Annotated in this window: 23 protein-coding genes, 6 tRNA genes and 3 pseudogenes; 11 read left to right on the forward strand and 21 right to left on the reverse strand. The window is 36.4% G+C overall.

Features of this window, described 5'->3' with window-relative positions; all coding sequences use genetic code 11:
• The first annotated feature begins 6 nt into the window (after positions 1 to 6).
• From comGC to BM163_RS04630, 5 genes are read left to right on the forward strand one after another with little or no spacing between them, the layout of a single operon-like run.
• Complete coding sequence (gene comGC, locus BM163_RS04610; RefSeq protein WP_089800725.1) at positions 7 to 321, forward strand: competence type IV pilus major pilin ComGC; 315 nt, start codon at positions 7 to 9, stop codon at positions 319 to 321.
• A complete protein-coding gene (gene comGD / locus BM163_RS04615; RefSeq protein ID WP_089800727.1) occupies positions 314 to 766 on the forward strand; it encodes a competence type IV pilus minor pilin ComGD in 453 nt (150 codons plus the stop codon). Before comGC ends, comGD begins: the two co-directional genes overlap by 8 nt.
• A complete protein-coding gene (locus tag BM163_RS04620) occupies positions 744 to 1,070 on the forward strand; it encodes a hypothetical protein (RefSeq protein ID WP_089800729.1) in 327 nt (108 codons plus the stop codon). Before comGD ends, BM163_RS04620 begins: the two co-directional genes overlap by 23 nt.
• Positions 1,054 to 1,467: a competence type IV pilus minor pilin ComGF gene (locus tag BM163_RS04625; protein WP_089800731.1), complete on the forward strand. Its 414-nt coding sequence runs from the start codon at positions 1,054 to 1,056 to the stop codon at positions 1,465 to 1,467. Before BM163_RS04620 ends, BM163_RS04625 begins: the two co-directional genes overlap by 17 nt.
• Positions 1,468 to 1,477: 10 nt before the next feature.
• Complete coding sequence (locus tag BM163_RS04630) at positions 1,478 to 1,816, forward strand: competence type IV pilus minor pilin ComGG (protein WP_089800733.1); 339 nt, start codon at positions 1,478 to 1,480, stop codon at positions 1,814 to 1,816.
• Between the two features lie 24 nt (positions 1,817 to 1,840).
• Here the strand turns inward: BM163_RS04630 and BM163_RS04635 are convergent, their stop codons facing one another.
• From BM163_RS04635 to rpmG, 6 genes are all read right to left on the reverse strand, one after another.
• Positions 1,841 to 2,458, reverse strand: coding sequence for an MBL fold metallo-hydrolase (locus BM163_RS04635; RefSeq protein WP_089800735.1), 618 nt, complete (start codon positions 2,456 to 2,458; stop codon positions 1,841 to 1,843).
• An 89-nt stretch (positions 2,459 to 2,547) separates the two neighbouring features.
• Positions 2,548 to 4,410: an LTA synthase family protein gene (locus tag BM163_RS04640; RefSeq protein WP_089800737.1), complete on the reverse strand. Its 1,863-nt coding sequence runs from the start codon at positions 4,408 to 4,410 to the stop codon at positions 2,548 to 2,550.
• 131 nt (positions 4,411 to 4,541) lie between these two features.
• On the reverse strand, positions 4,542 to 5,501 hold the full coding sequence (locus tag BM163_RS04645) for an ROK family glucokinase (RefSeq protein WP_089800739.1): 960 nt from the start codon (positions 5,499 to 5,501) through the stop codon (positions 4,542 to 4,544).
• Positions 5,498 to 5,710: a YqgQ family protein gene (locus tag BM163_RS04650; RefSeq protein ID WP_089800741.1), complete on the reverse strand. Its 213-nt coding sequence runs from the start codon at positions 5,708 to 5,710 to the stop codon at positions 5,498 to 5,500. The genes BM163_RS04645 and BM163_RS04650 overlap by 4 nt, the downstream gene beginning before the upstream one ends.
• 332 nt (positions 5,711 to 6,042) lie before the next feature.
• On the reverse strand, positions 6,043 to 6,591 hold the full coding sequence (locus tag BM163_RS04655) for a 5-formyltetrahydrofolate cyclo-ligase (protein ID WP_089800743.1): 549 nt from the start codon (positions 6,589 to 6,591) through the stop codon (positions 6,043 to 6,045).
• Between the two features lie 105 nt (positions 6,592 to 6,696).
• Positions 6,697 to 6,846 carry a 50S ribosomal protein L33 gene (gene rpmG / locus BM163_RS04660; RefSeq protein ID WP_089800746.1) on the reverse strand — a complete coding sequence of 50 codons (150 nt, stop codon included), beginning with the start codon at positions 6,844 to 6,846 and terminating at the stop codon, positions 6,697 to 6,699.
• A 366-nt stretch (positions 6,847 to 7,212) separates the two neighbouring features.
• Here rpmG and BM163_RS04665 point away from each other — a divergent pair, with 366 nt between their 5' ends.
• Positions 7,213 to 8,931: an IS1634 family transposase gene (locus tag BM163_RS04665; RefSeq protein WP_089800748.1), complete on the forward strand. Its 1,719-nt coding sequence runs from the start codon at positions 7,213 to 7,215 to the stop codon at positions 8,929 to 8,931.
• 66 nt (positions 8,932 to 8,997) lie between these two features.
• Here the strand turns inward: BM163_RS04665 and BM163_RS14190 are convergent.
• The 5 genes and pseudogenes from BM163_RS14190 to BM163_RS04680 all read right to left on the reverse strand — a co-directional run.
• Positions 8,998 to 9,516: pseudogene (locus tag BM163_RS14190) on the reverse strand (IS3 family transposase); the annotation flags it as partial.
• A 123-nt stretch (positions 9,517 to 9,639) separates the two neighbouring features.
• Complete coding sequence (locus BM163_RS14195) at positions 9,640 to 9,825, reverse strand: hypothetical protein (protein WP_371859498.1); 186 nt, start codon at positions 9,823 to 9,825, stop codon at positions 9,640 to 9,642.
• Positions 9,826 to 10,042: 217 nt separating this feature from the next.
• The gene (locus tag BM163_RS14200) at positions 10,043 to 10,234 is read right to left on the reverse strand and encodes an HTH domain-containing protein (protein WP_371859499.1); all 192 of its coding nucleotides are present in this window, start codon (positions 10,232 to 10,234) and stop codon (positions 10,043 to 10,045) included.
• A gap of 343 nt (positions 10,235 to 10,577) precedes the next feature.
• On the reverse strand, positions 10,578 to 11,108 hold the full coding sequence (locus BM163_RS04675; protein ID WP_089800750.1) for a putative periplasmic lipoprotein: 531 nt from the start codon (positions 11,106 to 11,108) through the stop codon (positions 10,578 to 10,580).
• Between the two features lie 15 nt (positions 11,109 to 11,123).
• Positions 11,124 to 11,858: a hypothetical protein gene (locus BM163_RS04680; protein WP_089800752.1), complete on the reverse strand. Its 735-nt coding sequence runs from the start codon at positions 11,856 to 11,858 to the stop codon at positions 11,124 to 11,126.
• A 436-nt stretch (positions 11,859 to 12,294) separates the two neighbouring features.
• On the opposite strand from BM163_RS04680, the pseudogene BM163_RS14235 reads away from it, so the two are divergent.
• From BM163_RS14235 to BM163_RS04695, 4 genes and pseudogenes are all read left to right on the forward strand, one after another.
• Positions 12,295 to 13,246: pseudogene (locus tag BM163_RS14235) on the forward strand (IS1634 family transposase).
• 335 nt (positions 13,247 to 13,581) lie between these two features.
• Positions 13,582 to 13,686, forward strand: a pseudogene (locus tag BM163_RS13990) (IS200/IS605 family transposase); the annotation flags it as partial.
• A gap of 425 nt (positions 13,687 to 14,111) precedes the next feature.
• On the forward strand, positions 14,112 to 14,447 hold the full coding sequence (locus tag BM163_RS04690) for a hypothetical protein (RefSeq protein WP_089800754.1): 336 nt from the start codon (positions 14,112 to 14,114) through the stop codon (positions 14,445 to 14,447).
• Between the two features lie 21 nt (positions 14,448 to 14,468).
• A complete protein-coding gene (locus BM163_RS04695; RefSeq protein WP_089800757.1) occupies positions 14,469 to 14,978 on the forward strand; it encodes a hypothetical protein in 510 nt (169 codons plus the stop codon).
• A 69-nt stretch (positions 14,979 to 15,047) separates the two neighbouring features.
• Here BM163_RS04695 and BM163_RS04700 read toward each other — a convergent pair whose 3' ends face one another.
• The 9 genes from BM163_RS04700 to BM163_RS04740 all read right to left on the reverse strand — a co-directional run bounded on the left by BM163_RS04700 (position 15,048) and on the right by BM163_RS04740 (position 20,536).
• Positions 15,048 to 17,126 carry a peptidoglycan D,D-transpeptidase FtsI family protein gene (locus BM163_RS04700; RefSeq protein WP_307725330.1) on the reverse strand — a complete coding sequence of 693 codons (2,079 nt, stop codon included), beginning with the start codon at positions 17,124 to 17,126 and terminating at the stop codon, positions 15,048 to 15,050.
• A 113-nt stretch (positions 17,127 to 17,239) separates the two neighbouring features.
• Positions 17,240 to 17,851 (reverse strand): superoxide dismutase, encoded by a 612-nt coding sequence (locus BM163_RS04705; RefSeq protein ID WP_089800759.1) that lies wholly within the window; start codon positions 17,849 to 17,851, stop codon positions 17,240 to 17,242.
• Positions 17,852 to 18,143: 292 nt separating this feature from the next.
• Positions 18,144 to 18,216, reverse strand: a tRNA-Phe gene (locus tag BM163_RS04710).
• Between the two features lie 15 nt (positions 18,217 to 18,231).
• Positions 18,232 to 18,324: transfer RNA gene (locus tag BM163_RS04715), tRNA-Ser, on the reverse strand.
• A gap of 24 nt (positions 18,325 to 18,348) precedes the next feature.
• Positions 18,349 to 18,425, reverse strand: a tRNA-Ile gene (locus tag BM163_RS04720).
• A 4-nt stretch (positions 18,426 to 18,429) separates the two neighbouring features.
• Positions 18,430 to 18,505: transfer RNA gene (locus BM163_RS04725), tRNA-His, on the reverse strand.
• Between the two features lie 24 nt (positions 18,506 to 18,529).
• Positions 18,530 to 18,606 (reverse strand) — tRNA-Met (locus BM163_RS04730).
• Between the two features lie 4 nt (positions 18,607 to 18,610).
• Positions 18,611 to 18,685 (reverse strand) — tRNA-Asn (locus tag BM163_RS04735).
• Between the two features lie 204 nt (positions 18,686 to 18,889).
• Positions 18,890 to 20,536, reverse strand: a complete 1,647-nt coding sequence (locus BM163_RS04740) for a Na/Pi cotransporter family protein (protein ID WP_089800761.1) — start codon at positions 20,534 to 20,536, stop codon at positions 18,890 to 18,892.
• A 305-nt stretch (positions 20,537 to 20,841) separates the two neighbouring features.
• Here BM163_RS04740 and BM163_RS04745 point away from each other — a divergent pair, with 305 nt between their 5' ends.
• A complete protein-coding gene (locus BM163_RS04745) occupies positions 20,842 to 21,159 on the forward strand; it encodes a hypothetical protein (protein WP_089800763.1) in 318 nt (105 codons plus the stop codon).
• A gap of 32 nt (positions 21,160 to 21,191) precedes the next feature.
• Here BM163_RS04745 and BM163_RS04750 read toward each other — a convergent pair whose 3' ends face one another.
• Positions 21,192 to 21,881, reverse strand: a complete 690-nt coding sequence (locus tag BM163_RS04750) for a transglycosylase SLT domain-containing protein (RefSeq protein WP_089800765.1) — start codon at positions 21,879 to 21,881, stop codon at positions 21,192 to 21,194.
• Positions 21,882 to 21,920: the final 39 nt, after the last annotated feature.

Here is a 21,920-nt window from a genome sequence, read left to right on the forward strand (position 1 = left end):
GTTATTATGTATAAGAATGAAAATGGATTTACTTTAATTGAAATGCTTATTGTCATGAGTATTATTGCGTTATTGCTAATACTGATTACGCCAAAACTAGCCGATCACCAAGAAAATATTACCCGGCGTTCAGACGAAGCCGTTGTTGGTTTTGTAAATACACAGATCCAATCTTATTATCTCGACCACCACTATTTCCCAGCTGATTTTGATGCACTCATTTCCGGTCAATATATTGAAGAAGAATTAATGAGCAGTACAACGACTCCGCTTATTTTTACAGACACAACAAACAAAAAAGTTAAACTTACTAGTGAATAGAAAAAACTGGTCAGGTGGATTTACATTAGTCGAAGTGCTCATTGTATTGAGTATCATTCAAGTGTTTACCTATTTTGGTATCAATCACTTAGACAAAACACAAGACAAACAAACCTTTGAGCGTTGGTATAAACAATTTGAAATTGATGTACTATATTTACAAAAACAAAGTTTAGTGTCTAGTCAATTACCTTATATCCAATTTTACACCTCTGATTATTTATACACGGTAAGTGAAACGACCTCCAAAAAACACTTATTTAAAAGGACCTACCCTAATGAGTGGGACGTTCGCTTCCCTACAACTAAAAGCAAACTGACTTTTTCAAATAATGGTCAAGTGCAGCATCCGGGTACAATGACTATTCTAACAAAGCACTACTTATTCACCATTACATTTCCATTTGGAAAAGGGCGATGCTATGTCAATTATACAGAACGATAAAGGTTTTTTCTTATTAGAAAGCTTATTTATCTTATCTTTATTGTCCATTATGATTATGGTGCATTTACCTCTTCAACAAATCATCAAGTTAAATCAGCGGACAGAAGCAGATCATATCCGCATACATCACGCTTTATATGATTACGCCCTAAAAAGCGGCACGAGTGGAAATGTAACACTGCTAACGTATGATACAGTGGTTACCGTCTCCCACCATCCCCACTTCACTGAAGTAACAGCAACATACACAAATATCCAACATAGCGAAGAGGTGGCCCGCATATATTATGTACCAAAACACTAAAGGCTTTACTTTAATTGAGCTGTTAATTAGTATGCAGATAACCATTCTTTCTGGATTGATATTATTCATGATTGTTCCTCATATAACATTGACGACAACTTATCATTCATTTCAAGTATATCAATTTTTCGGACTATTGGAACGAGAAATTCAAACAAGTACTGCGGTGAATATTACAAACGATAAGTTGGAACTGACGACGATTTCGGGAGATCGTGTGACAATTGAGAAATATAAGCAGTCAATTAGACGTCGGGTAAATAACAGCGGTCATGAGGTTCTATTACAAAATGTGAAGGATTTTAATGTCTTTAGAAGTGATATTATTCACATAGTCATCCTATCAGAAGCAGGTGAGGTGTTTGAGGATAAAATTAAACCGTTTTATCAGGAATGAAGCTGGGTCGATGACATTGCTTACGTTAATTATAATTCAAGGACTATTATGTACTTTATCATTAACGATGATATTATATGATACAGAAAAGCAGTTTAGCTCATTAGAGCTCACCCAACTGACACATCACTCATTACATCAAATGACTTACCAAACTGTTATAAATCATTTGACTATGCATGAGGCTATCAGTGAATTGCCAAACCCTCTTCACTTTCCTCATGGACATGCCACATATGCCATTCACACTATCGAGGATCAGCATCTACTTTATATTGAGAGTTCAACCGAACCTCATTATAGAGTTAGGCGTTATTACCCAGTCAACAAGGCCTTACTTGCTTATTAGAAAGCAAGTAAGGCCTTGTTCATGTTAAACAAACGGATTCGACATTTTCTCTTCTTTAATTGTCGTCTCAGGACCATGCCCTGGATAAATGCTGTATGCATCAGGTAAATTGTATAATTTTTCTTTAATAGATGTAATCAATGTATCATAATCTCCTAACGGCAAATCCGTTCGTCCGATTCCTGATTTAAATAAACTATCCCCTGAAACCGCTGTTTTTATGTCAGCAAAAATAAAAGCTACCCCACCAGGTGAATGGCCTGGCGTTTCTATAACATCGAAGTTAAATGACCCTATTTTTAGTGGTCCAGCTTTTAAAACCCTATCAGCAGGCTGACAAATTACTTCCTCCACGGGGAAATACTTTGATCCATTCAATGCCGGATTACTCAGCCAGTCATGCTCGCTTTCATGTAAATATACTGGGACGCCGTATCTACTTCTCACTTGGTCCAGGGCTCCGATATGATCAAAATGTGCATGCGTTAATAGAATCGCGACTGGTTGTTTTTCTAATACATCAATTTCAGCCATTAAACGTTGAGGTTCTCCTGCTGGATCAATAATGAGTAGTTCGTGCGCGTTTTCTAGCAAATAACTATTTGTTCCTAATTGTCCTAATGATAACTTTTTAATTTTCACTATAATTCCCCTCACTTTCATGTCACTTTCCAGAATAGCACAACAAAACCACCTGAGACAACCAAGGAATCAGATGGTTTGTAGAATGTCTATTGATTTAAATCATGGAAACGTAATAAATCACCATAAATAAGTTGATCAGAGTAAGTTAATTCTTGTTGGGCGCGCTCTTTTAATTCCAAAAGTACATCCGTTTCTTCGATTAATTCACCTGATACACGATCATAAAATAATCCTTTTGTATAGATAACATCTTCTGTGATGAAACTACCATCACGTAAAGCAATAAAATCTTTTCGATTCTCTCCAAACATGTTCGTACCAAAACCAAGTTCGTTGTCGTCTTCAATGCCGAGAAGATGAAGTAACGTTGGCTTAATATCGACCTGGCCGCTGACAGTCGAAATAACTTCACCTTTTTCGCCTGGAATATGGATATATAACGGCACACGCTGTAACTGAATATGATCGTAAGGTGTAATCTCTTCTTTATCTAAATACATTGCCATTGCACGGTCATGAAAATCACTGATACCATAGTGATCTCCCATTAAAACAATTATCGCGTCGTCATATTCACCCGCTGCTTTTAATTCATCAAAAAACAGTTCTAGCGATTCATCCAAATAACGTACTGTTTGGAAATACTGGTTTAACGTTCTTGAGTTTGAATCAAACGGCATAAGTGTCGCATCTTCCTCATCTAGACTAAATGGATGGTGATTAGTTAGTGTAATCATTCGTGTATAATAAGGTTCTTGTAAACTGGTCAAATACTTCATTGATTGCTCAAAGAAGTCCTTATCTTTTAATCCCCAACCTACCGTATTATCATCAGTAACATTATAAGCATTAATATCATAAAAGTGATCAATTCCCAAGGTACCATACATGACATTTCTATTCCAAAAACTTCCGTTATTTGCGTGGAATACAGAAGTAGAATAGCCGCTTTCTCCTAGCATTTGTGGCAATGATTGATACGTATTATCTCCATGTGTGAAGTAAACTGCTCCACTCGGCAAGGGATATAATGACGTTTCACTAACAAACTCTGAATCCGCTGTTTTTCCTTGTTCAGTCTGGTGATAGAAATTCTCAAAGTAATAGCTGTCATCAATTAAGCTATTTAAAAACGGTGTGATTTCTTCACCATGTAACTCATTATTAATAACGAACGTTTGTAATGATTCCAACCAAACAAAAATGACATTTTTACCTTCGGCAATACCGGCCAAATCAGTTGTTGAGCGATCTGTTGCCTCTTCATCAATGTAGGTTAAAATTTCGGACAATTCGTTTCCATCAGCTAGTACACGCTGGGCCTTCGAACGAGACTGTTGGACAATGTCATATAAATGAAAATTAAATAAACCAATATTTTTGACTAAGTACTCCCGATCAAATCCTCTTTGTAACAATTGAGGTCTTTCAATCTCAGCAAGCACATAGTTACCAATTAAAAATACGATCGACAAACTTAAAATCAATTTTCTACCCTTTGGACGTGTCTTTTCAGCGACTTCTCCGATATTAACCGATGGCTTTGCTAAATAGAAAATCAGAGCAACATCAGCAAATAACAAGACATCATACCATTCAAGCAAACTAATGACACTTGAACCTAAATCTTTTGCATTACTTCCTTGAAATAGTATGGGAATCGTTAAAAAATCACCAAAGTTACGATAAAATATCAAATTAAGATACAAAATCACAGAACCTAAAATCGTTACCGTTTTTATATAGCCTGTTTGATGCTTTGGTTTGAACCATACTGATAATGCATAGACAAAAAATGCCGTAACAAATGGGTTAATGAATAGAATAAACTCTTGCATTGTATTTTCTAAATTAATATTAAATAAAAAGCGATAAATCACATATGTTTTTGCTCCAAATAAAATACTCGCAATTACAAAAAGTTGATTTATATTTTGTTTTTTAAACATAATTATATTGTCCTCCTCAACGTCTAATTTCCCGATATTTATCTGTTTAAAACACAAGTTAACCCTCTGTAAACAGATCGTAAACTTTATGTGTCATCAAGTTAGACGTCGTTCCTCACTTAAAAGTTACATTACGACTGATGCTGCTTAACTAAATAGGCGCCGCCAATGATCCCTGCGTCGTTACCTAGTTTCGCAATTTCAAATGTACTACCTTCCACTATCCGAGGTAGTGCATAACGTTTAAAGGCTTCTTTTAGCGGTTCAAGTAATGCATCACCCGCTTTTGATACCCCTCCACCAATAACAATTTTTGAGGGGTTTACAATGGTCGTTATGTTAGAAATAGCCAAACCTAATGTGTCTGTTATTTCATAAATAATCTCTTTAGCTACTTGATCATCATTTTTAACCGCATCAAAAACGTCCTTAGCTGTTAGACGTCCTTTTTTCTTATAAAGCGCCATGAGTTCAGTCTCAGGATTCCCCTCCACACGCGTCTCGGAAATACGCCCAATACCAGTAGCAGATGCAATTGTCTCCAAACAGCCAATGCGACCACAGTTACATTGTACACCGTGAACATCCACTGTCATATGACCAATTTCTCCAGCCATACCATTCGTACCACTGACAATTTTTCCACTAACAATAATCCCACCACCAACGCCTGTACCAAGTGTGATCATAACGAGATTTTCAGCTAACCCACCAGAACCTAACCAATTTTCACCAAGCGCAGCAATATTGGCATCATTTTCAACATAGACAGGTAAACCGGATAAATCATGTAAAATATCACCTAGAGGGAAATCTTTCCACCCTAAATTGACAGCCTGCGCAATATCACCTGTATCTGCCACGACAAAACCTGGCGCCCCCACACCAATACCTAAACAACTCTTTTTATCAATATTATCAGCTTCCAATTGTGCTGTTATAGATGCCCAAATATCATGAGGAATCTGATCGGATTGATTACCTGTTTGAGTGGTAATCTCCCATTTTTTTAGAATATCACCTGTTTCTGTAATAATGCCAAGTTTAACCGTTGTACCTCCGATATCAACACCTAATAAATATCTTGTCACTGTTTTCCGCTCCTTTTCTCAATCGCCATTTCTTTTTCATAACTTAATACACCTAAACACTGATAGTAATCTTCATCTGAAATAACCCCTTCTTGTTTAAGGGACTGTAATTCAATCAAGCTAAGTTCAATTTCAGCCTCGCGATTTCCTATATACGTAATAATCCCAAAACGTCTAAAAAACTTTTGTACATCATAGTATGTTTTCATAACGTCACCTCTCCAATTATAACAAATATCACCTTAAATGAATACTCCCACACTTAATTTATAACGATATTTTGATGTGGAAGTTTCTTAAATAGCGTCCTTTACGTTAGCGTTGAACTATTTGTTAATCTGACTTCTCCAACAACTCAAGCAATGAGTTTCCTTCGACGGCATTCAGTGACAGGGTTATTTTACGATGATTCCCCCATTCCAATTATCCGCCACTCCTTTTATGGAAGTATTATCTTCTTTTGCGCAAACTCCATAATCAAAGTGGTTGCTGAACGATTCACACCGTCCTCATTTAAAAAACTAGCCGATTCTTCATCACCTTAGTTTCTTGCAATAATATAGGTTTGAACTGGCACATCATATGATTCTACAGGCAAAGAAGTAAATAACTGTGACTCATGTAACAAAGCCAATGTTTTGCCTGAATATTCAACTAGAAAGCGGTCATAATAGCCTCCACCATGACCGATACGATATTGTTTTGTGTCGAACGCTACACCCGGAACGACTAACAAATCAATTTTTTGATGATCAATTCTTTGCATCACCTTCGGGTTTGGTTCCATCAAACCAAAATGCCCTTTTACTAAATCATCTAGTGTATCTAATTTATAAAACGACATTGTTTTCGTGTCTGTGTGACAAAGCGGAACAGTCACCGTTTTCCCCTCCGCTAATGCTCGTTTAATAATTGTACGCGTTTCCCACTCATGACCGTGACTCATTGTTATACCAATAACACGACTGAAATGATACTCATCAGAATGAATAAACTGCTCATACAGATTTTCTTCTATTAATCGCCGTTGATCTATAGGCAAGTCTAGAAGCATTTGTATAACATTTTTTCTGATATCTTGTTTCTTCATTAAAAGAGCCCCTCCTTCGGCAGCATTTCTTTATGTATTTACCTTATATGTATAGCTAAAGAAAAAACCCTTATCATAAAAGTAAGATAAGAGTTTTCACAAGACTTATTTTGTTTCGCGGTGAAGCGTATGTTTTTTAAGACGTGGGCTATACTTCTTAAGCTCGATACGCTCAGGGTTTTCACGTTTATTTTTTGTCGTAATGTAATTACGATCACCAGTTTCAGTACACGCTAATGTGATGTTTACACGCATGATTATCCCTCCAAACTTTTCAACTATCTTTTCATAAATTATCATTTTCAGACCTTATCATTTTAACAAGTTCAATCATAAATATCAAGCATTTGTTTACACTTTCTTAAAAGGATTCATATTTTTTAAGAAAGGGTCTAGGCAAAAGTCGTCCCATCATCTATAGATGGGCGATGAATACCATTGGGAGTAACGATAACCTTTAGTAATTCGAAAACCGCTCAGGAATTTGACACTTCTTTTCATTAATAATGCTCTTAAGCCTTTATACGACTTATTTTTTTGTCAGATTTCCGCATTAACTATTAAATACTATTTAGTACTATAATATAATTGGGTTAACTACCATAGAAACGAGGATTGATTATGCGCATAAAAAAGAGTGTTTCTAAACATTCTATCTCTTACTCTATCATTGAAAACGTTCGAGATATCAACGGCACGTCCACCACACGCGTTGTAGAAGCCTTAGGAAATGAACAAGAGATTCGTGACAAACACCCAGGCATTGAACCAGAAGAATGGGCACGTCAATATGCAAAAAAACTTACAAATGAAAAGAAAAGCCAACAAAAGCTCAGTATCATTAAATTTAATACGGAGAAACTGATTGAGTCGGATGAGCAGCGTACATTCAATGTAGGCTATCTCTTTTTACAGTCGCTTTATTATCAACTCGGTCTCTCTAAAATCACACAAGATATTCAATCTAAATATAAATTTGAATATGATTTAAATGAGGTATTATCTAAATTAATCTATATGCGCATTTTACACCCGAACTCCAAACGGAGTTCCTTCGAACAAGCCAAACAATTACTTGAAGGGATACATGGCGAGCCACATCACATGTATCGTGCTCTAGATATACTCAAGAAAGAATCAGATGCGATTCAATCAGCTGTATACAGGAACAGTCAAAAAATTGTTACGCGTCATGAGAAAATCTTGTATTATGACTGTACGAATTTCTATTTTGAAATGGAACAAGAAGGCGGATTAAAGCAGTGTGGTGTATCAAAAGAACATCACCCTAACCCGATTGTTCAAATGGGTTTATTCATGGATGGCTCAGGTCTTCCCCTTGCCTTTTCAACCTTTCCAAGGAATGAAAATGAACAAACCTCTCTTAATCCTTTAGAAAAGAAAATCCTGAAGGATTTTGAGTTGTCTGAGATTGTCGTCTGTACAGATGCCGGCTTATCTTCTAAAAACAATCGTTTATATAATACGCTAGGCAGCCGGGGATTCATCACCACACAATCTATTAAAAAACTAAAAAAGCACCTCAAGGCATGGGCACTAGACCCCTCTGGATGGCGCACAACAACAAGCAGTCAACCGATTCATTTAGGGGAGATTGAAGACATGCCAAACAACACAGAAACATACTACAAAGAAAGATGGATTAAAGAAAATGATTTAGAACAACGCCTGCTTGTCACCTTCTCCCCAAAATACAAAAGTTACCAAGAAACGATTCGTAAGCGGCAGATCGAATGTGCATTGAAAAAAGTTGACAAACCTTCCACCCTAAAAAAGAAGTGTGCCAATGATCCCTTACGCTTTATTAAAGTTAGCCATGCCACAACAGATGGTGACATCGCAGAAAAGGGGCAGATTACGCTCGATGGATCAGTGATAGAGAAAGAAGCCCAATACGATGGATTTTACGGCATTTGTACGAATTTAACATCAGACCCTTCAGAGTTGATTCGCGTGAATCATCAACGATGGGAAATTGAGGAGAGCTTTAGAATCATGAAAACAGAGCTGAAATCATGTCCCGTTTATGTGAGAAATGATGATCGAATTGAAGCCCATTTCTTGACCTGTTTTCTCTCTTTATTAATTTACCGTCTCTTAGAACAAAAGTTAGATCATAAATTCTCTTGTCAGAAAACCATTAAAACTTTGAAGGAAATGAATGTGATGAAAACTTCAGGAGATGGCTATATACCGCTCTATGAGCACACGCATTTAACGGATCAACTACATGAAATATTCGGTTTTCGTACAGATTTCGAAATCAACACAATTAAACACATGAAAAATATTTTAAAACTATCTAAAAAAGCTAAATAGTACTCACTTTTCCGACAAAATAAAAACTAATGTGGACCCTTTGTCAAGGACATTTAAAAAAGACTCTCATGAAACATCTAATAAATATTGCTCTTTGTAACTAACAGGGGGCAATTTTTTTAAGTTCCATTGACCGCGCTCATGATTATAATAATCAATATAATCATCAACGACAGCACGCAATTCATGAATATTTTTACAGTGATGATAGTTCATATCATCTTTTAAGTGGCCAAAGAATGATTCCTGAGGTGCATTATCCCAACAGTTACCTCTTCTTAACATAGATTGCCCAAGGTTATTAGCGGCTAATTTCTTATGGAATCTTGGACTCGTGTAATGAACGCCTTGATCTGAATGGACAAAGGCTTCCTCATGTAAGGCGCGGCCATGGGTATGCATGAGCTGATCAATCGTATTTAGTGAAATATCTATTTTCAAATTATCTGAAACATAGTAAGCGAGAATTTCCTTTGTTGCGCCATTTTTTATCGTCGGCAAATAACCTATAAACCCGTTGGCTCCGGGTAAATACGTGATATCTGTCAATAGAACTTTCTTACTGACACCTTGATTGAATTGACGCTTTAGTTTGTTTTAAACAGTAGAATGTTCTTTGTTTGCTTTCACCATGCGTTTATACGGATTCGCTTTGCGAATCGGACAAACAATTGAATATTTCCGCATAAGTCTTTGAACCTTTTACTGTTAACGATAATCTTTTTTGCGGTAATGATAAGCTTGTTCAATTTGCTTTTTCCACATGAGATCCATCGTTTCATTTGTTTCTCTTTGATCAGCGCTGTTGAGGTAATTGTAGTAGCCAGAACGCGACACACCTAATAGATCACACGCATCAATAATCGTTCCTGTATAGGATCCAGTTGTTTTCATGTGATGGATACATCACTTGGACGTTCGCTTCTTTCTTGCCTCCTTTCGCTCCATTCTGATTTTTTAACAGATTATTCTCCTCTTCCAAAAGCATGATCTTCGATTATAAATTCTCAATCTGTTGTTTCGGCGTTAAGAAAGATTTTCTAGGGCGACCTAACTTTTCGACCCGCGTATCTTTTAGAGCGGACACCCCATGATCACGATATTTATTTCGCTATTTCTTGGCGAATAATTTCATTCTATAATCGCCCAGTATCTCTGGATCAAATCCTGATTCAGAGCAGATTTCTTTCATTGTTAAACCGTTGAGCGATTCTGACACAAATTGTTGTTTAAACTCATCCGTGTAAGTAATACTTTTATCTGATACTCTTTTGATATAAGGATTAGATGCCAGTATTTGTATCTATTCATGTGTAAATGTTCATTCCGTCATAAGTAGCACCCTTTCTGCATAACGTGAACGTGAAGTATGGAATGGGCTTGATGAAGTTGGCGAATAGCGTGACGCAGTGTGTATTGACTGTCCATTCTTTAGGGTCCATTTTAGTATCATAAGGTGTCCTTTTTGTGTGCGAAAAAATGTGTAAAAATTATAAAAAGTGACATTTCATATTTTTATATGAAATGCCGCTTTTATCTAGTTATTTAGAGTTTTTTCCTAGACTCATTTTTCCAAGTTAACTAGCGCTTCGTTCCAGCCTCTATATGTTTATAGAGCAAAATGAAACATTAATTATTACGTCTTGTTAGTTAATATGAGCCAAACCATCACTAAGCGTTAATTCATGATAAAAAATGTCACCATCTATTTCGAAGGCAAAATATATCTTTTCGCCTTCAGACGCAAGGTAATCCCTTGCCTCATCTTGCAGATTTTCTGGATGTTGAACGAGGATTGAGGCTGTGTGTTCCCATTCAAAGTCTTTTTCGAAAATTCTTTCATCTGATTCGAAGCTATTACGGCTCAGATAATACCTTTCTAACTCATCAGGAAAAAAACCTATATATTTAAAATTCATATCCTGATTAGTTAAATTCTTTATTAGAAAGGTGAACTCTAATCTCCTCTCTAAATCATTTTCTTCTTCAACATGATAATCCTTCATTTCTATGCGTATCTTTTCAAACAACGGATTATCTTCTCCTTCAAGTTCCTCGATTCCTGCATTAACTTGCGTATAAGATAAATCCTCAAATTCAATACCACTTGTACTTATATTTGAGCAAGCAGAAAGTAACCATATAAATCCTATTAGTAAATACCATTTTCTATACATATTGACCTCCCGCAATCAATAATTCTCCCAATACTTCCCCGTTCCATTTCTCCACCGACCTTGAATAATCTCGGCCAATCTCTTTTTATTCATGTAGTTAGGAGCCTTGGAAATTTTGTTAGGACTATTTTTTAACATTGAATAATCATAGTCGGCGACCTTAACTTTATCAGTTCCGCTAGGAATAAAAGTTACCACCACATGTTTATACCAATAGCGACTAAGGCTGTACCCGTAATCTTGCCAGCGGCCTCCATCATAGACATATAGCCAGTGGTAGAAATATCGATCTGAATATTGAGTGTTAATAGTTACATTTTTACCCGTGCCACTACCTATATCGCTCTTTATATTTTTAAGTGAATTCCAAATTGAATTTCCAGTTTCAATCCAAGTTCCAACAACGGGTATTTTTGTTGCAATAGTAATTGATGCACTTTTAAATGTCTCCATTGACTTAAAGTCTCTTGTTCTTCTATCTCTCAATCCATTGAGTTTAGAAAGCTCATCACTAATCTTTGTAGTTCCATTACCCGGATCTACTGCAAACGGTCTAACAAGTCCTTCTTCTAATTCTGGAAACATCATTTCGGTATTTATAACTGTTGTCTCAGAAGGAGAATGTGGTGGCTCTATATATGGGAAAAGATCAATATTGTTTCCTCCTGCTGATGCGACAGTTGATAAACTAAAGAATAACAAAAAGACGACTAAAACAATCAAAACTGATATTTTTTTAAACCTGTGCATCGAAATCACCCCTGTAAATTTTGATTTTCATAAAAATAAATTGCTAGAATATAGTTATTGATATACATATATTAACACAATACAAAGAAATCCTATGATTTTTTGTAATTTTTTCGAATTAAATGTTAATAATTAAAAAGTGCATCTATTTCATTCAATATTTATATATGTATGTATATATGCAGCTGCAAATGCTAGGGTTTGATTATGCATTTTTAATAAGTTGAGAGCGCATATGCATCTTCTGGTTCAAGCTTTTTTTCGCGGCTAACTCAGCTTCAAGTTGAACATAGCAAATCATGTGGGAGTTTGACACTTCTTTTCATTAATAATGCTCTTAAGCCTTGATACGGCTTATTTTTTTGTCGAATTTTCGTATTAATTATTGAGTACTATAATATAATTAGGTTAACTACCATAGAAACGAGGATTGATTATGCGCATAAAAAAGAGTGTTTCTAAACATTCTATCTCTTACTCTATCATTGAAAACGTTCGAGATATCAACGGCAAATCCACTACACGCGTTGTAGAAACCTTAGGAAATGAACAAGAGATTCGTGACAAACACCCAGGCATTGAACCAGAAGAATGGGTACGTCAATACGCAAAAAAACTTACGAATGAAAAGAAAAGCCAACAAAAGCCCAGTATCATTAAATTTAATACGGAGAAACCGATTGAGTCGGATGAGCAGCTTGCATTCAATGTAGGCTATCTCTTTTTACAGTCGCTCTATTATCAACTCGGTCTCTCCAAAATATAAAAGTTACCAAGAAACGATTCGTAAGCGGCAGATCGAGCGTGCATTGAAAAAAGTTGACAAGCCTTCCACCCTAAAAAAGAAGTGTGCCAATGATCCCTTACGCTTTATTAAAGTTAGCCATGCCACAACAGATGGTGACATCGCAGAAAAGGGGCAGATTACGCTCGATGGATCAGTGATAGAGAAAGAAGCCCAATACGATGGATTTTACGGCATTTGTACGAATTTAACATCAGACCCTTCAGAGTTGATTCGCGTGAATCATCAACGATGGGAAATTGAGGAGCGCTTTAGAATCATGAAAACAGAGCTGAAATCACGTCCCGTTTATGTGAGAAATGATGATCGAATTGAAGCCCATTTCTTGACCTGTTTTCTCTCTTTATTAATTTACCGTCTCTTAGAACAAAAGTTAGATCATAAATTCTCTTGTCAGAAAACCATTAAAACTTTGAAAGAAATGAATGTGATGAGAACTTCAGGAGATGGCTATATACCGCTCTATGAGCGCACGCATTTAACGGATCAACTACATGAAATATTCGGTTTTCGTACGGATTTCGAAATCAACACAATTAAACACATGAAAAATATTTTAAAACTATCTAAAAAAGCTAAATAGTACTCACTTTTCCGACAAAATACAAACCTCTCCAAATCCTATAAAAACAGGGGGTTGGAGAGGCCTTATTTAAATTAAGTGTCAAACTCGAGACTTTAACAAGTTCAATCGTAAATATCAAGCATTTGTTTACACTTTCTTAAAAGGATTCATATTTTTTAATAAAGGGTCTAGGCAGAAGTCGTCCCATCATCTATAGATGGGCAATGAATGCCATCGGGAGTAAAGGTCACCTTTAGTAATTCGAAAACCGCTATGTAAGGCAGATTGCCTTTCCTTTCGACTTATTTTATCATTAGTCTGTAATAAGAAATGAGTTGACATAACGACGGCACTTAGATACAAATAATCATTTTGTATTTCTTCTCTATTATCAGCTTGTCTTAGCATCAAAGTATCGTCGACAAGTGATGTATAATGCAATATCTGATTATGGTCAACACCCCTAACTAAAGTCACGAGTGTTCTCGACTACTCCCTAAAGCTAATTTAAAAAAAGTCTTATAATCGCATCACATGACTTTAGATAATTGGGATGATGATAAAAACTCCATGTCTATTATGTTAAAAGCCCAAATCAAAAACGGATTGATACTTAAAAAATCATTGTGTCCGAAAAAGCATACTTTAGTGAACCTCTCGTCACTAAAGTAACAAGCTTCTAGGGAGCTCAACTCGTTTACTAGCTTTTGGTATTTCCCTAGTTCTAAGGTGCGGACCCTCCACGATATATTTCGATTAGTGCCACATAAGGAGAACTCTATATTGGTGGTGGAACAGGACATCTTTAGCTGTAGGAAAAGTCAGCTTTACTGTCTTACTTGTTTATGCTATAAATGATAGAGTATGAAAGGGGGCAATTTACTTGATTGAACTAATTATCGTTTTACTTGCTGTAAGTATTATCATCATCCTTCTATCATTCTTTATGAATGATCGCTTTAAACAACTAGAGCAACAAATTGAACAACTCTCACTATCACAGATACAAGAGAGTTATCAATTAAATAAAAAGGTGAAGATCCTTGAAGAAGAACTTTTACCACGTACAGAAGATTTCGATTTTACATCTCACGAAAAATCAGCACTGACAAAACGGATTGAAACATTATTTAATAATGGTCATTCGATTAAAGATATTAGTCGAATGACAAATATTAACGAATATGATGTTGAACAGGTCCTTCACTCGTTACGATAAATAGAGGAATAGGAGACAATTATGAAACACACTCTACGAGCTTTTGCTCTTGGTATCTTAATCACAACACTCATCATCGGTGGCTACTTTGTGTTTATTGAAACAGACAATATAACCGATATAGCAGAAACAGACATGATCTCTTCTCTTAATCACAAAGGCTATCATGTATTCACAAATGAGGAATTAAGCCATTATATTGACACTCAAATAAACCTTTCTTTAGCAAACCACACAGCTAATGAAGATACTACTGAAGAAAATATAGATGATAACGACGCAGATGATCCCCAAACCGAACAACACGTTAATGGTGACACCTCATCATTCATTCTAACAATTGAACCTGGCATGACAGTATCAGAAGTATCTAACTACCTTATTATCGCAAACCTCATTGAATCACGTGAACAATTCGTTAACTACTTATCTGAAAATGGTTATGCAACTAATATTCAAGTCGGATCATTTGAACTTCACCGGGACATGTCGATGGAAGAAGTTGTGAACGTTATTGCAACCAAACGATAAAAAACTTAAGTAAAGGAGAACCTTTACTTAAGTTTTTTTAGTATGATTTTTAACGCGCTTATATATGCACTAGTTATTGGTTGCTTTTTGTTCTTTAATATCAAAATAGGCGTCGATTAATCGGTTACCGATATTATGATGAATCCCATTTTGATCATTACCTACTCCAGCTCTTGGCACTATAATTGCAAAAGCCAGTTCTGGTTCCTCATAAGGCGCGTAACCTACAAGTGTTAAATTATTTGTGTATTGTTTTTCTCCATCCACAAAAAATTCATTTTGGGCCGTTCCAGTCTTAATAGCTACATTATAAGGGTTATTAGCCCAATGACCTCGACCTGTACCACTGGTTGCTGCAAGTCGAAAACCTTGCTGAACACGTTCAATGTAACGCTCATCCATATCGATTTTATTTAGCAACTGTGGTGATTGGCTATTCACAATAGGTCCTAATGTTGCTTTATCACCATTGGCTTGCCTTTGCTCTTTTACAATATGTGGCGCTAAACGATAACCGTCATTAGCAATGGTTGAGACATACTGAGCCAATTGAAGGGTAGTATACGTATCATATTGACCAATTGCAAAGTCAAGTAACAAACCGCCATCAATAATGTTTGTTCCAACATACCCAGTAGCTTCAAACGGTAAGTCAATCCCTGTTTTTGAGCCTAATCCAAATTGTTGGAAGTAATTACGCATTGTCTGAAAGCTTGATGTATCAAATGAACGTAGCGGCTCATTGTAACTGTAACGAGCCGTCGCAATTCTCATAGCGATTTCAAACATATACACGTTGGAAGATTGTTCTAACGCTCTTAAATCATTAATTAATCCAAAAGTCCGCCAAGATTTCTTTAACGGTGTCCCTGCTATTTTTATAGGGCGATCATTTAACACTGTCCCAATATCGATTACGCCCGTTTGATAACCAGTAAGAACTGTAGCACCTTTTACTGATGATCCCGGGATGTGCGCATCATACACTACTCGGTGCGGCTGATTAGTGTACGTATTCTCTTCACGGTCATAATGGGCCGCTGTCATCCCTAAAACTTCACCCGTTTGAGGATCAAGTACAGCCACAAGCGCATCTTCCATATGACGATTGCGATAGGGATCTTGTGCAATGTATTTCTCTAATTCATCTTTTACTATTTCATCAAGCGCTTGTTGAAAGTCCATATCAATAGTAAGCACTAAATCGCTACCTGCTTGTCCTTGTTGAACTGTTTTCGTTCCAACAATATCGCCTTCATTATTAATGGTATATTGAATAACTTCTTTTTGTCCTCTCAGCACATCTTCATACTGTGCTTCTAGACCACTTTCTCCAACCCGATCATTCCAGCTATAACCTAAATTTAGGTAATAGTCTTGGTTTTCACGCGGAATCCCCTTGTCAGCATCGCTAACATTACCAATAAATGATCTAAAAGTATCATTAAACGGGTATACTCTGTTCCAATCAATTTTCGCATCAATTCCTGGTAATTGACTTAAATTCTCAGAAACCCTGGCATATTCTTCATCAGTCACATTTTCATTCTTTATAATATGCGGTGATAACTCCATTGCTTGGTCTAGTTCTTTTTTAATAATTGCGACATTGAGCCGGTAAGGATCGTTCCAATCAAAGTAATTATAATCTTCCGGTTCAATTAAATCTAATTGTAGTTGATATAACTCACTTGCACTCAATTCCTCATCTGTCTCGGGTAGTCTCTCTTCAATAAGCTTTCGATTATCTGCATCATACACGTACCAAAACTCTTTCTTATCTCGTTCATTAACTAAAGCCTTTAATTCATCAAGGTTTGGGGCCATTTCCATCATTTGCGCCAACGATTCTGCTAATTCAATTTTTGTTCGATGTGAGTCACCGTTTTTAGGGGGAGTATAAGTAATTGACCTAACAGGCTCATTATCCACCACTAAATTATAATCCGCATCATAAATTAGCCCTCGCGGCACAGCAACTGATGCTTTAGCATTCTCAGTTTGATTCAACCTCTCACGCGCTTCTTCTCCGTTTAATATTTGTACAACACCTAGTTGTAAAATTAGCATTGAAAAGAGTAAAAAAACAAATAAAAATAGTATATTTAAACGCATCGTCGTTTGAGCACGTTTCTTCTTTTTCTTCACCACAATAATCACCTTTTTCTATAGTACTTCTTTGGTATTATAGCATTAAATGATTAAACTCTCAAAAAAAGAATCACACCTTTAGCGGTATGATTCTTTTAAAAGTTATTTAATTATTTTGCAGCTTGATAATATTCTTCGACTTTATCCCAATTCACAACATGCCAGAAAGCATCAATGTAATCCGGGCGACGATTTTGATAATTTAAGTAATAGGCATGCTCCCAAACATCAAGTCCCAAGATAGGTGTTTTACCTTCCATCACTGGTGTATCTTGATTTGGTGTACTTAATATTTCCAATTTGCCATCCGCTACAACAAGCCATGCCCAGCCAGAACCGAAGCGTGTCGCTGCCGTATTCGCAAACGTTTCTTTAAATGAATCAACGCTACCAAATGTTTGATCAATCGCTGTTTTCAAGTCGCCAACAGGCTCTTTTGCACCTTCAAGACTTAAAATCGTCCAGAATAAACTGTGGTTCGCATGACCACCACCATTATTTCTAACAGCCGTACGAATATCTTCTGGTACTTTGTCTAGGTCTGCTAAGATTTCCTCAACAGTCATATCATCAAATGCAGTGTGACCTTCTAATGCTGCGTTTAACTTCGTCACATAAGCATTGTGATGCTTCGTGTGGTGAATGTTCATTGTTTCCTTGTCAATGTGTGGTTCTAATGCATCGTATGCATACGATAGTTCTGGTAATTCGAATTTCGCCATAATAAATTGCCTCCTTAGATTTTAGTGATTCTAATAGTTCACAAAATGTTCACTTTTATATATTCATACTTTATCAAATTTGTATAAATTAAGCAAACATTTTGATTTGTGAATGTTCACTATAGTGTATTCACCATTTCAATGCACGTTAAACATATTTTAGTTAATTAGTCATTTTTCAATTGGACTATTGCTTTTACTTCCTATTCGTTCATATTAACCACTATCTAAGTTAGAGTCTATTTTAAGCCATTAAAAAAAGCCTAAACATATGTTTAGACTTTTAGAAAAGTGGCTCGGGACGGAATCGAACCGCCGACACACGGAGCTTCAATCCGTTGCTCTACCAACTGAGCTACCGAGCCGTACGAAGGAAAAAATGGCGGAGGAAGAGGGATTCGAACCCCCGCGAGCCGTGAAGCCCCTGTCGGTTTTCAAGACCGATCCCTTCAGCCGGACTTGGGTATTCCTCCGAATAATAAATATTTGCATCTCAATGGTGGACCCTGCAGGACTCGAACCTGCGACCGATCGGTTATGAGCCGATAGCTCTAACCAGCTGAGCTAAGGGTCCTTAATGGGGCGACCGGTGGGGATCGAACCCACGAATGTCGGAACCACAATCCGATGTGTTAACCACTTCACCACGACCGCCAAGATGCTATTTAATTGTAAATATGGTAGCGGCGGAGGGAGTCGAACCCACGACCTCACGGGTATGAACCGTACGCTCTAGCCAGCTGAGCTACACCGCCATATTGGCTCCACAGGTAAGATTCGAACTTACGACCGATCGGTTAACAGCCGATTGCTCTACCACTGAGCTACTGTGGAATAACAACGTCGTTTGAGTTTTTGTAACTCAGCGACGTTTAATAATATATCATGATTCAGATTAACCGTCAATAGTTTTAGGAAAAAATATCTTAAATTTCTTTTGTTGTCCAAAAAATATGGAGAACATGGGTATATCCATGTTCTCATATCTTTTTAAAAATACGTTTGTTTAAGATAAAGTTAACAAGTTACCTAAAAATTTTAATGTACTGTCTCAGGAATCTTCTCACCTAATACATCTTCTGCAATATTTAGAGCATGGTCACCAATACGCTCTAAGTTACTTAAAATATCAACATAAACAATACCCGATTGTCCAGAACATGCACCTTCATTTAAGCGAATAATATGTTTCTTACGGAATTTTTTCTCCAACCGGTCAATTTGATTCTCTAACTTCACAACATCAAGTGCTTTTTCACGGTCCATCTCTGAAATGGCTTCAATTGCTTCTTGCACAATATTTTTTGTCTTATCAAACATTTCATTAAGGTCACCACGTGCGTCATCTGATATCTCGATCTTGTTCTTAATCTTATATTCAATCAATTCTACAATATTTTCGAAATGATCACCAATACGTTCAATATCTCTAACGGAATCAATTAAAGCTGTATGCTTTTCACTGTCTAAGTCAGATAACGGTGCCGACGCTAACGCAATAAGATATTCTGTAATTTGTTGATCAAGTTTATTTAATGCATTCTCAATTTGCAACGCATTATCGGCATGTTTTTGTTCATGACTGTTCAAGAAATTAGCACTTTCTTCTAACCCCTTATAAGCGTACTCACCCATGCGAATAATTTCTTCTTTTGCTTGCTCTAAAGCAACACCTGGCGCTTGTTGAATAAAGATAGGATCCAAGTGCGTTGGCCTAAATTCAATGACAGAATCTTCTCCTGGTACAATGCGCTGAACCAACTTAGCTAATAACGCAATGAATGGGAAGAATATAATTAAATTGGCCACGTTAAACACACCATGAGCAAAAGCAATCGACATTTTCGGCGAAAGTGAGAAAACATTCGTTAAGTATTCGATAAACACTTGATAAAATGGTAAGAACAGCATAATTATCAGTGCACCCATCAAGTTAAATATAACGTGAGTTACGGCCGCACGACGCGCTGCAATTGAGGCACCAATTGAAGCAATAACCGCCGTAATGGTAGTCCCAACGTTATTACCAAATAATACTGGAAGCGCAGCATCTAAACCCATCATACCCTCTTCTACCAAGCTCTGCAAAATACCAATTGTTGCACTGGAGCTTTGAACGACGAATGTAAAGACCATACCAATAACTAATCCCAAAATGGGAACCTCGGACATTTCTACTGTTAAATCTTGAAACGCTTGTACATAACGAAGCGGATATAAACCATCGCCCATCAATTCTAAACCGAAGAATAATGCACCGAAACCAAAGGTTGCTTGACCATAGTTTTGTAGTTTTTGATTTTTAGCAAAATACATAAGCAATGCCCCAACCGAAACAATTGGAAGTGCATAGGCACCAATATCAATACCGATGATAAAGGCCGTAACCGTTGTACCGACATTCGCCCCCATAATAACACCGATTGATTGGCGGAAAGTCATAAATCCTGCATTGACTAAACCAATAGCTAAAACGGTTGTTCCTGTGCTTGTTTGTAATAAAATTGTAACAACAATACCTGCAAGTACACCCATCAATGGGTTACTTGTAAATTTGTCTAAAATATCTTTCAGACGATCTCCAGCAGTTTTTTGTAACCCTTCTCCCATGTACTTAATACCGAGAAGGAAGATACCTAATCCACCAAAGAATTCAAATAACATTTGTTGAATATTAATTTCCACGGATTTCAATCCCTTCATGACTATTATTTGTCGTTTTAAAACAATCCCTGTCCATTATCACGATTTATAAATGAAATGTAAAGATATATCGACGAAACTTTACACTAAATTTACATTGAGAAAAAAAAGCCCTAGACTTTAGAAAGGCGCACACGTAAAAAGATTGTGGTGAAACTTATACTCATCTTACACGACAAATATCACAAAGCATTAAGTAAAGAATAAGCTACAATGAGGAAGCCAGGCATACAGACAACTCTTTAAGCATAGAATAAACTAACACATCTCTTGGAGAGGTTTAGTTTATGAAAGTAAATAAATTTACATTTTTACTTATTCTATTTTTTATATTTCTTCTAATAGAGGAAAACATACCAAAACAAGATGTTTTTTCTACATTACCTTACTCTTCTCAATCCGAAAACTATCAAGTGAAAATAAAATACGTATATCACATCGAAGAAATTTTAACACACCTCTATCAATTAAACGGAACCGATTCAACCATAACTAGTCGAGGATTTGAAGATTTTATCGCATTAAATAACTTACAACACGTTAATTATGTACAAATTAATTGTTATTATTTTTTCCCAGAATATAAAAAAACCGGAAGTGATTAACTTCCGGTAACGACAAAAAATGATTTATTTTTTTAGTTCATTGCGACAGCATCATGTTGCTTTGCTTTATTCTGAATGATTGTCGCATATTGACTTCTAGCGTTCCCATTCACTCGTTTATAATTTTCCATCCCCGTCATACCTCGATGATATGCCGTCAACGCTTCATCCCAGCGCTGATACTTATCATATAAGTAATCTAAATATACAACTGACAACTTCATGGAATAGTAAGGATCGAACAACATTGATTTCTCGTAATCAAGACCAGCCATCTCTGCAATCCACGGCGCCGTATTCTCCATGAATTGTGCCATACCATAAGCATAACCATAAATCGTTTCTGGACCAACTGTATCTGGGGAAAAAGTATGCCCTGTTTCCACTTTAAGTAATTCATATACAATGAAGGGATCAATACCATACGTTCTCGCTTCTTTAATCATGTATATAGCCCAACTTTTTTTAAATCGCCCTTCACTATCTTCTACCATTCTTAAAGCATCTTCTTCAATTTGCTTCCATACAAGAGATTGAACATCTGATGTATCTTTTTCATTGACAAGGTTCTCGCTGTCTATCGGTTTTATAGATTTATCCGAAGCGATGAGAACATCTCCTTCTGCCAATACTATTTGCTCGTTGTTATTTAGTAAGCTCACATTAGATAATAGGATAATAAATATAAGAGCACTTACTAAAAATACGTAGCGTTTTGTCATAAATTTCTTCCTTTCCGTATGTCTGTTGACAATACAAGT

It is taken from the genome of Halolactibacillus alkaliphilus (assembly GCF_900115465.1).
Taxonomy (GTDB): domain Bacteria; phylum Bacillota; class Bacilli; order Bacillales; family Amphibacillaceae; genus Halolactibacillus; species Halolactibacillus alkaliphilus.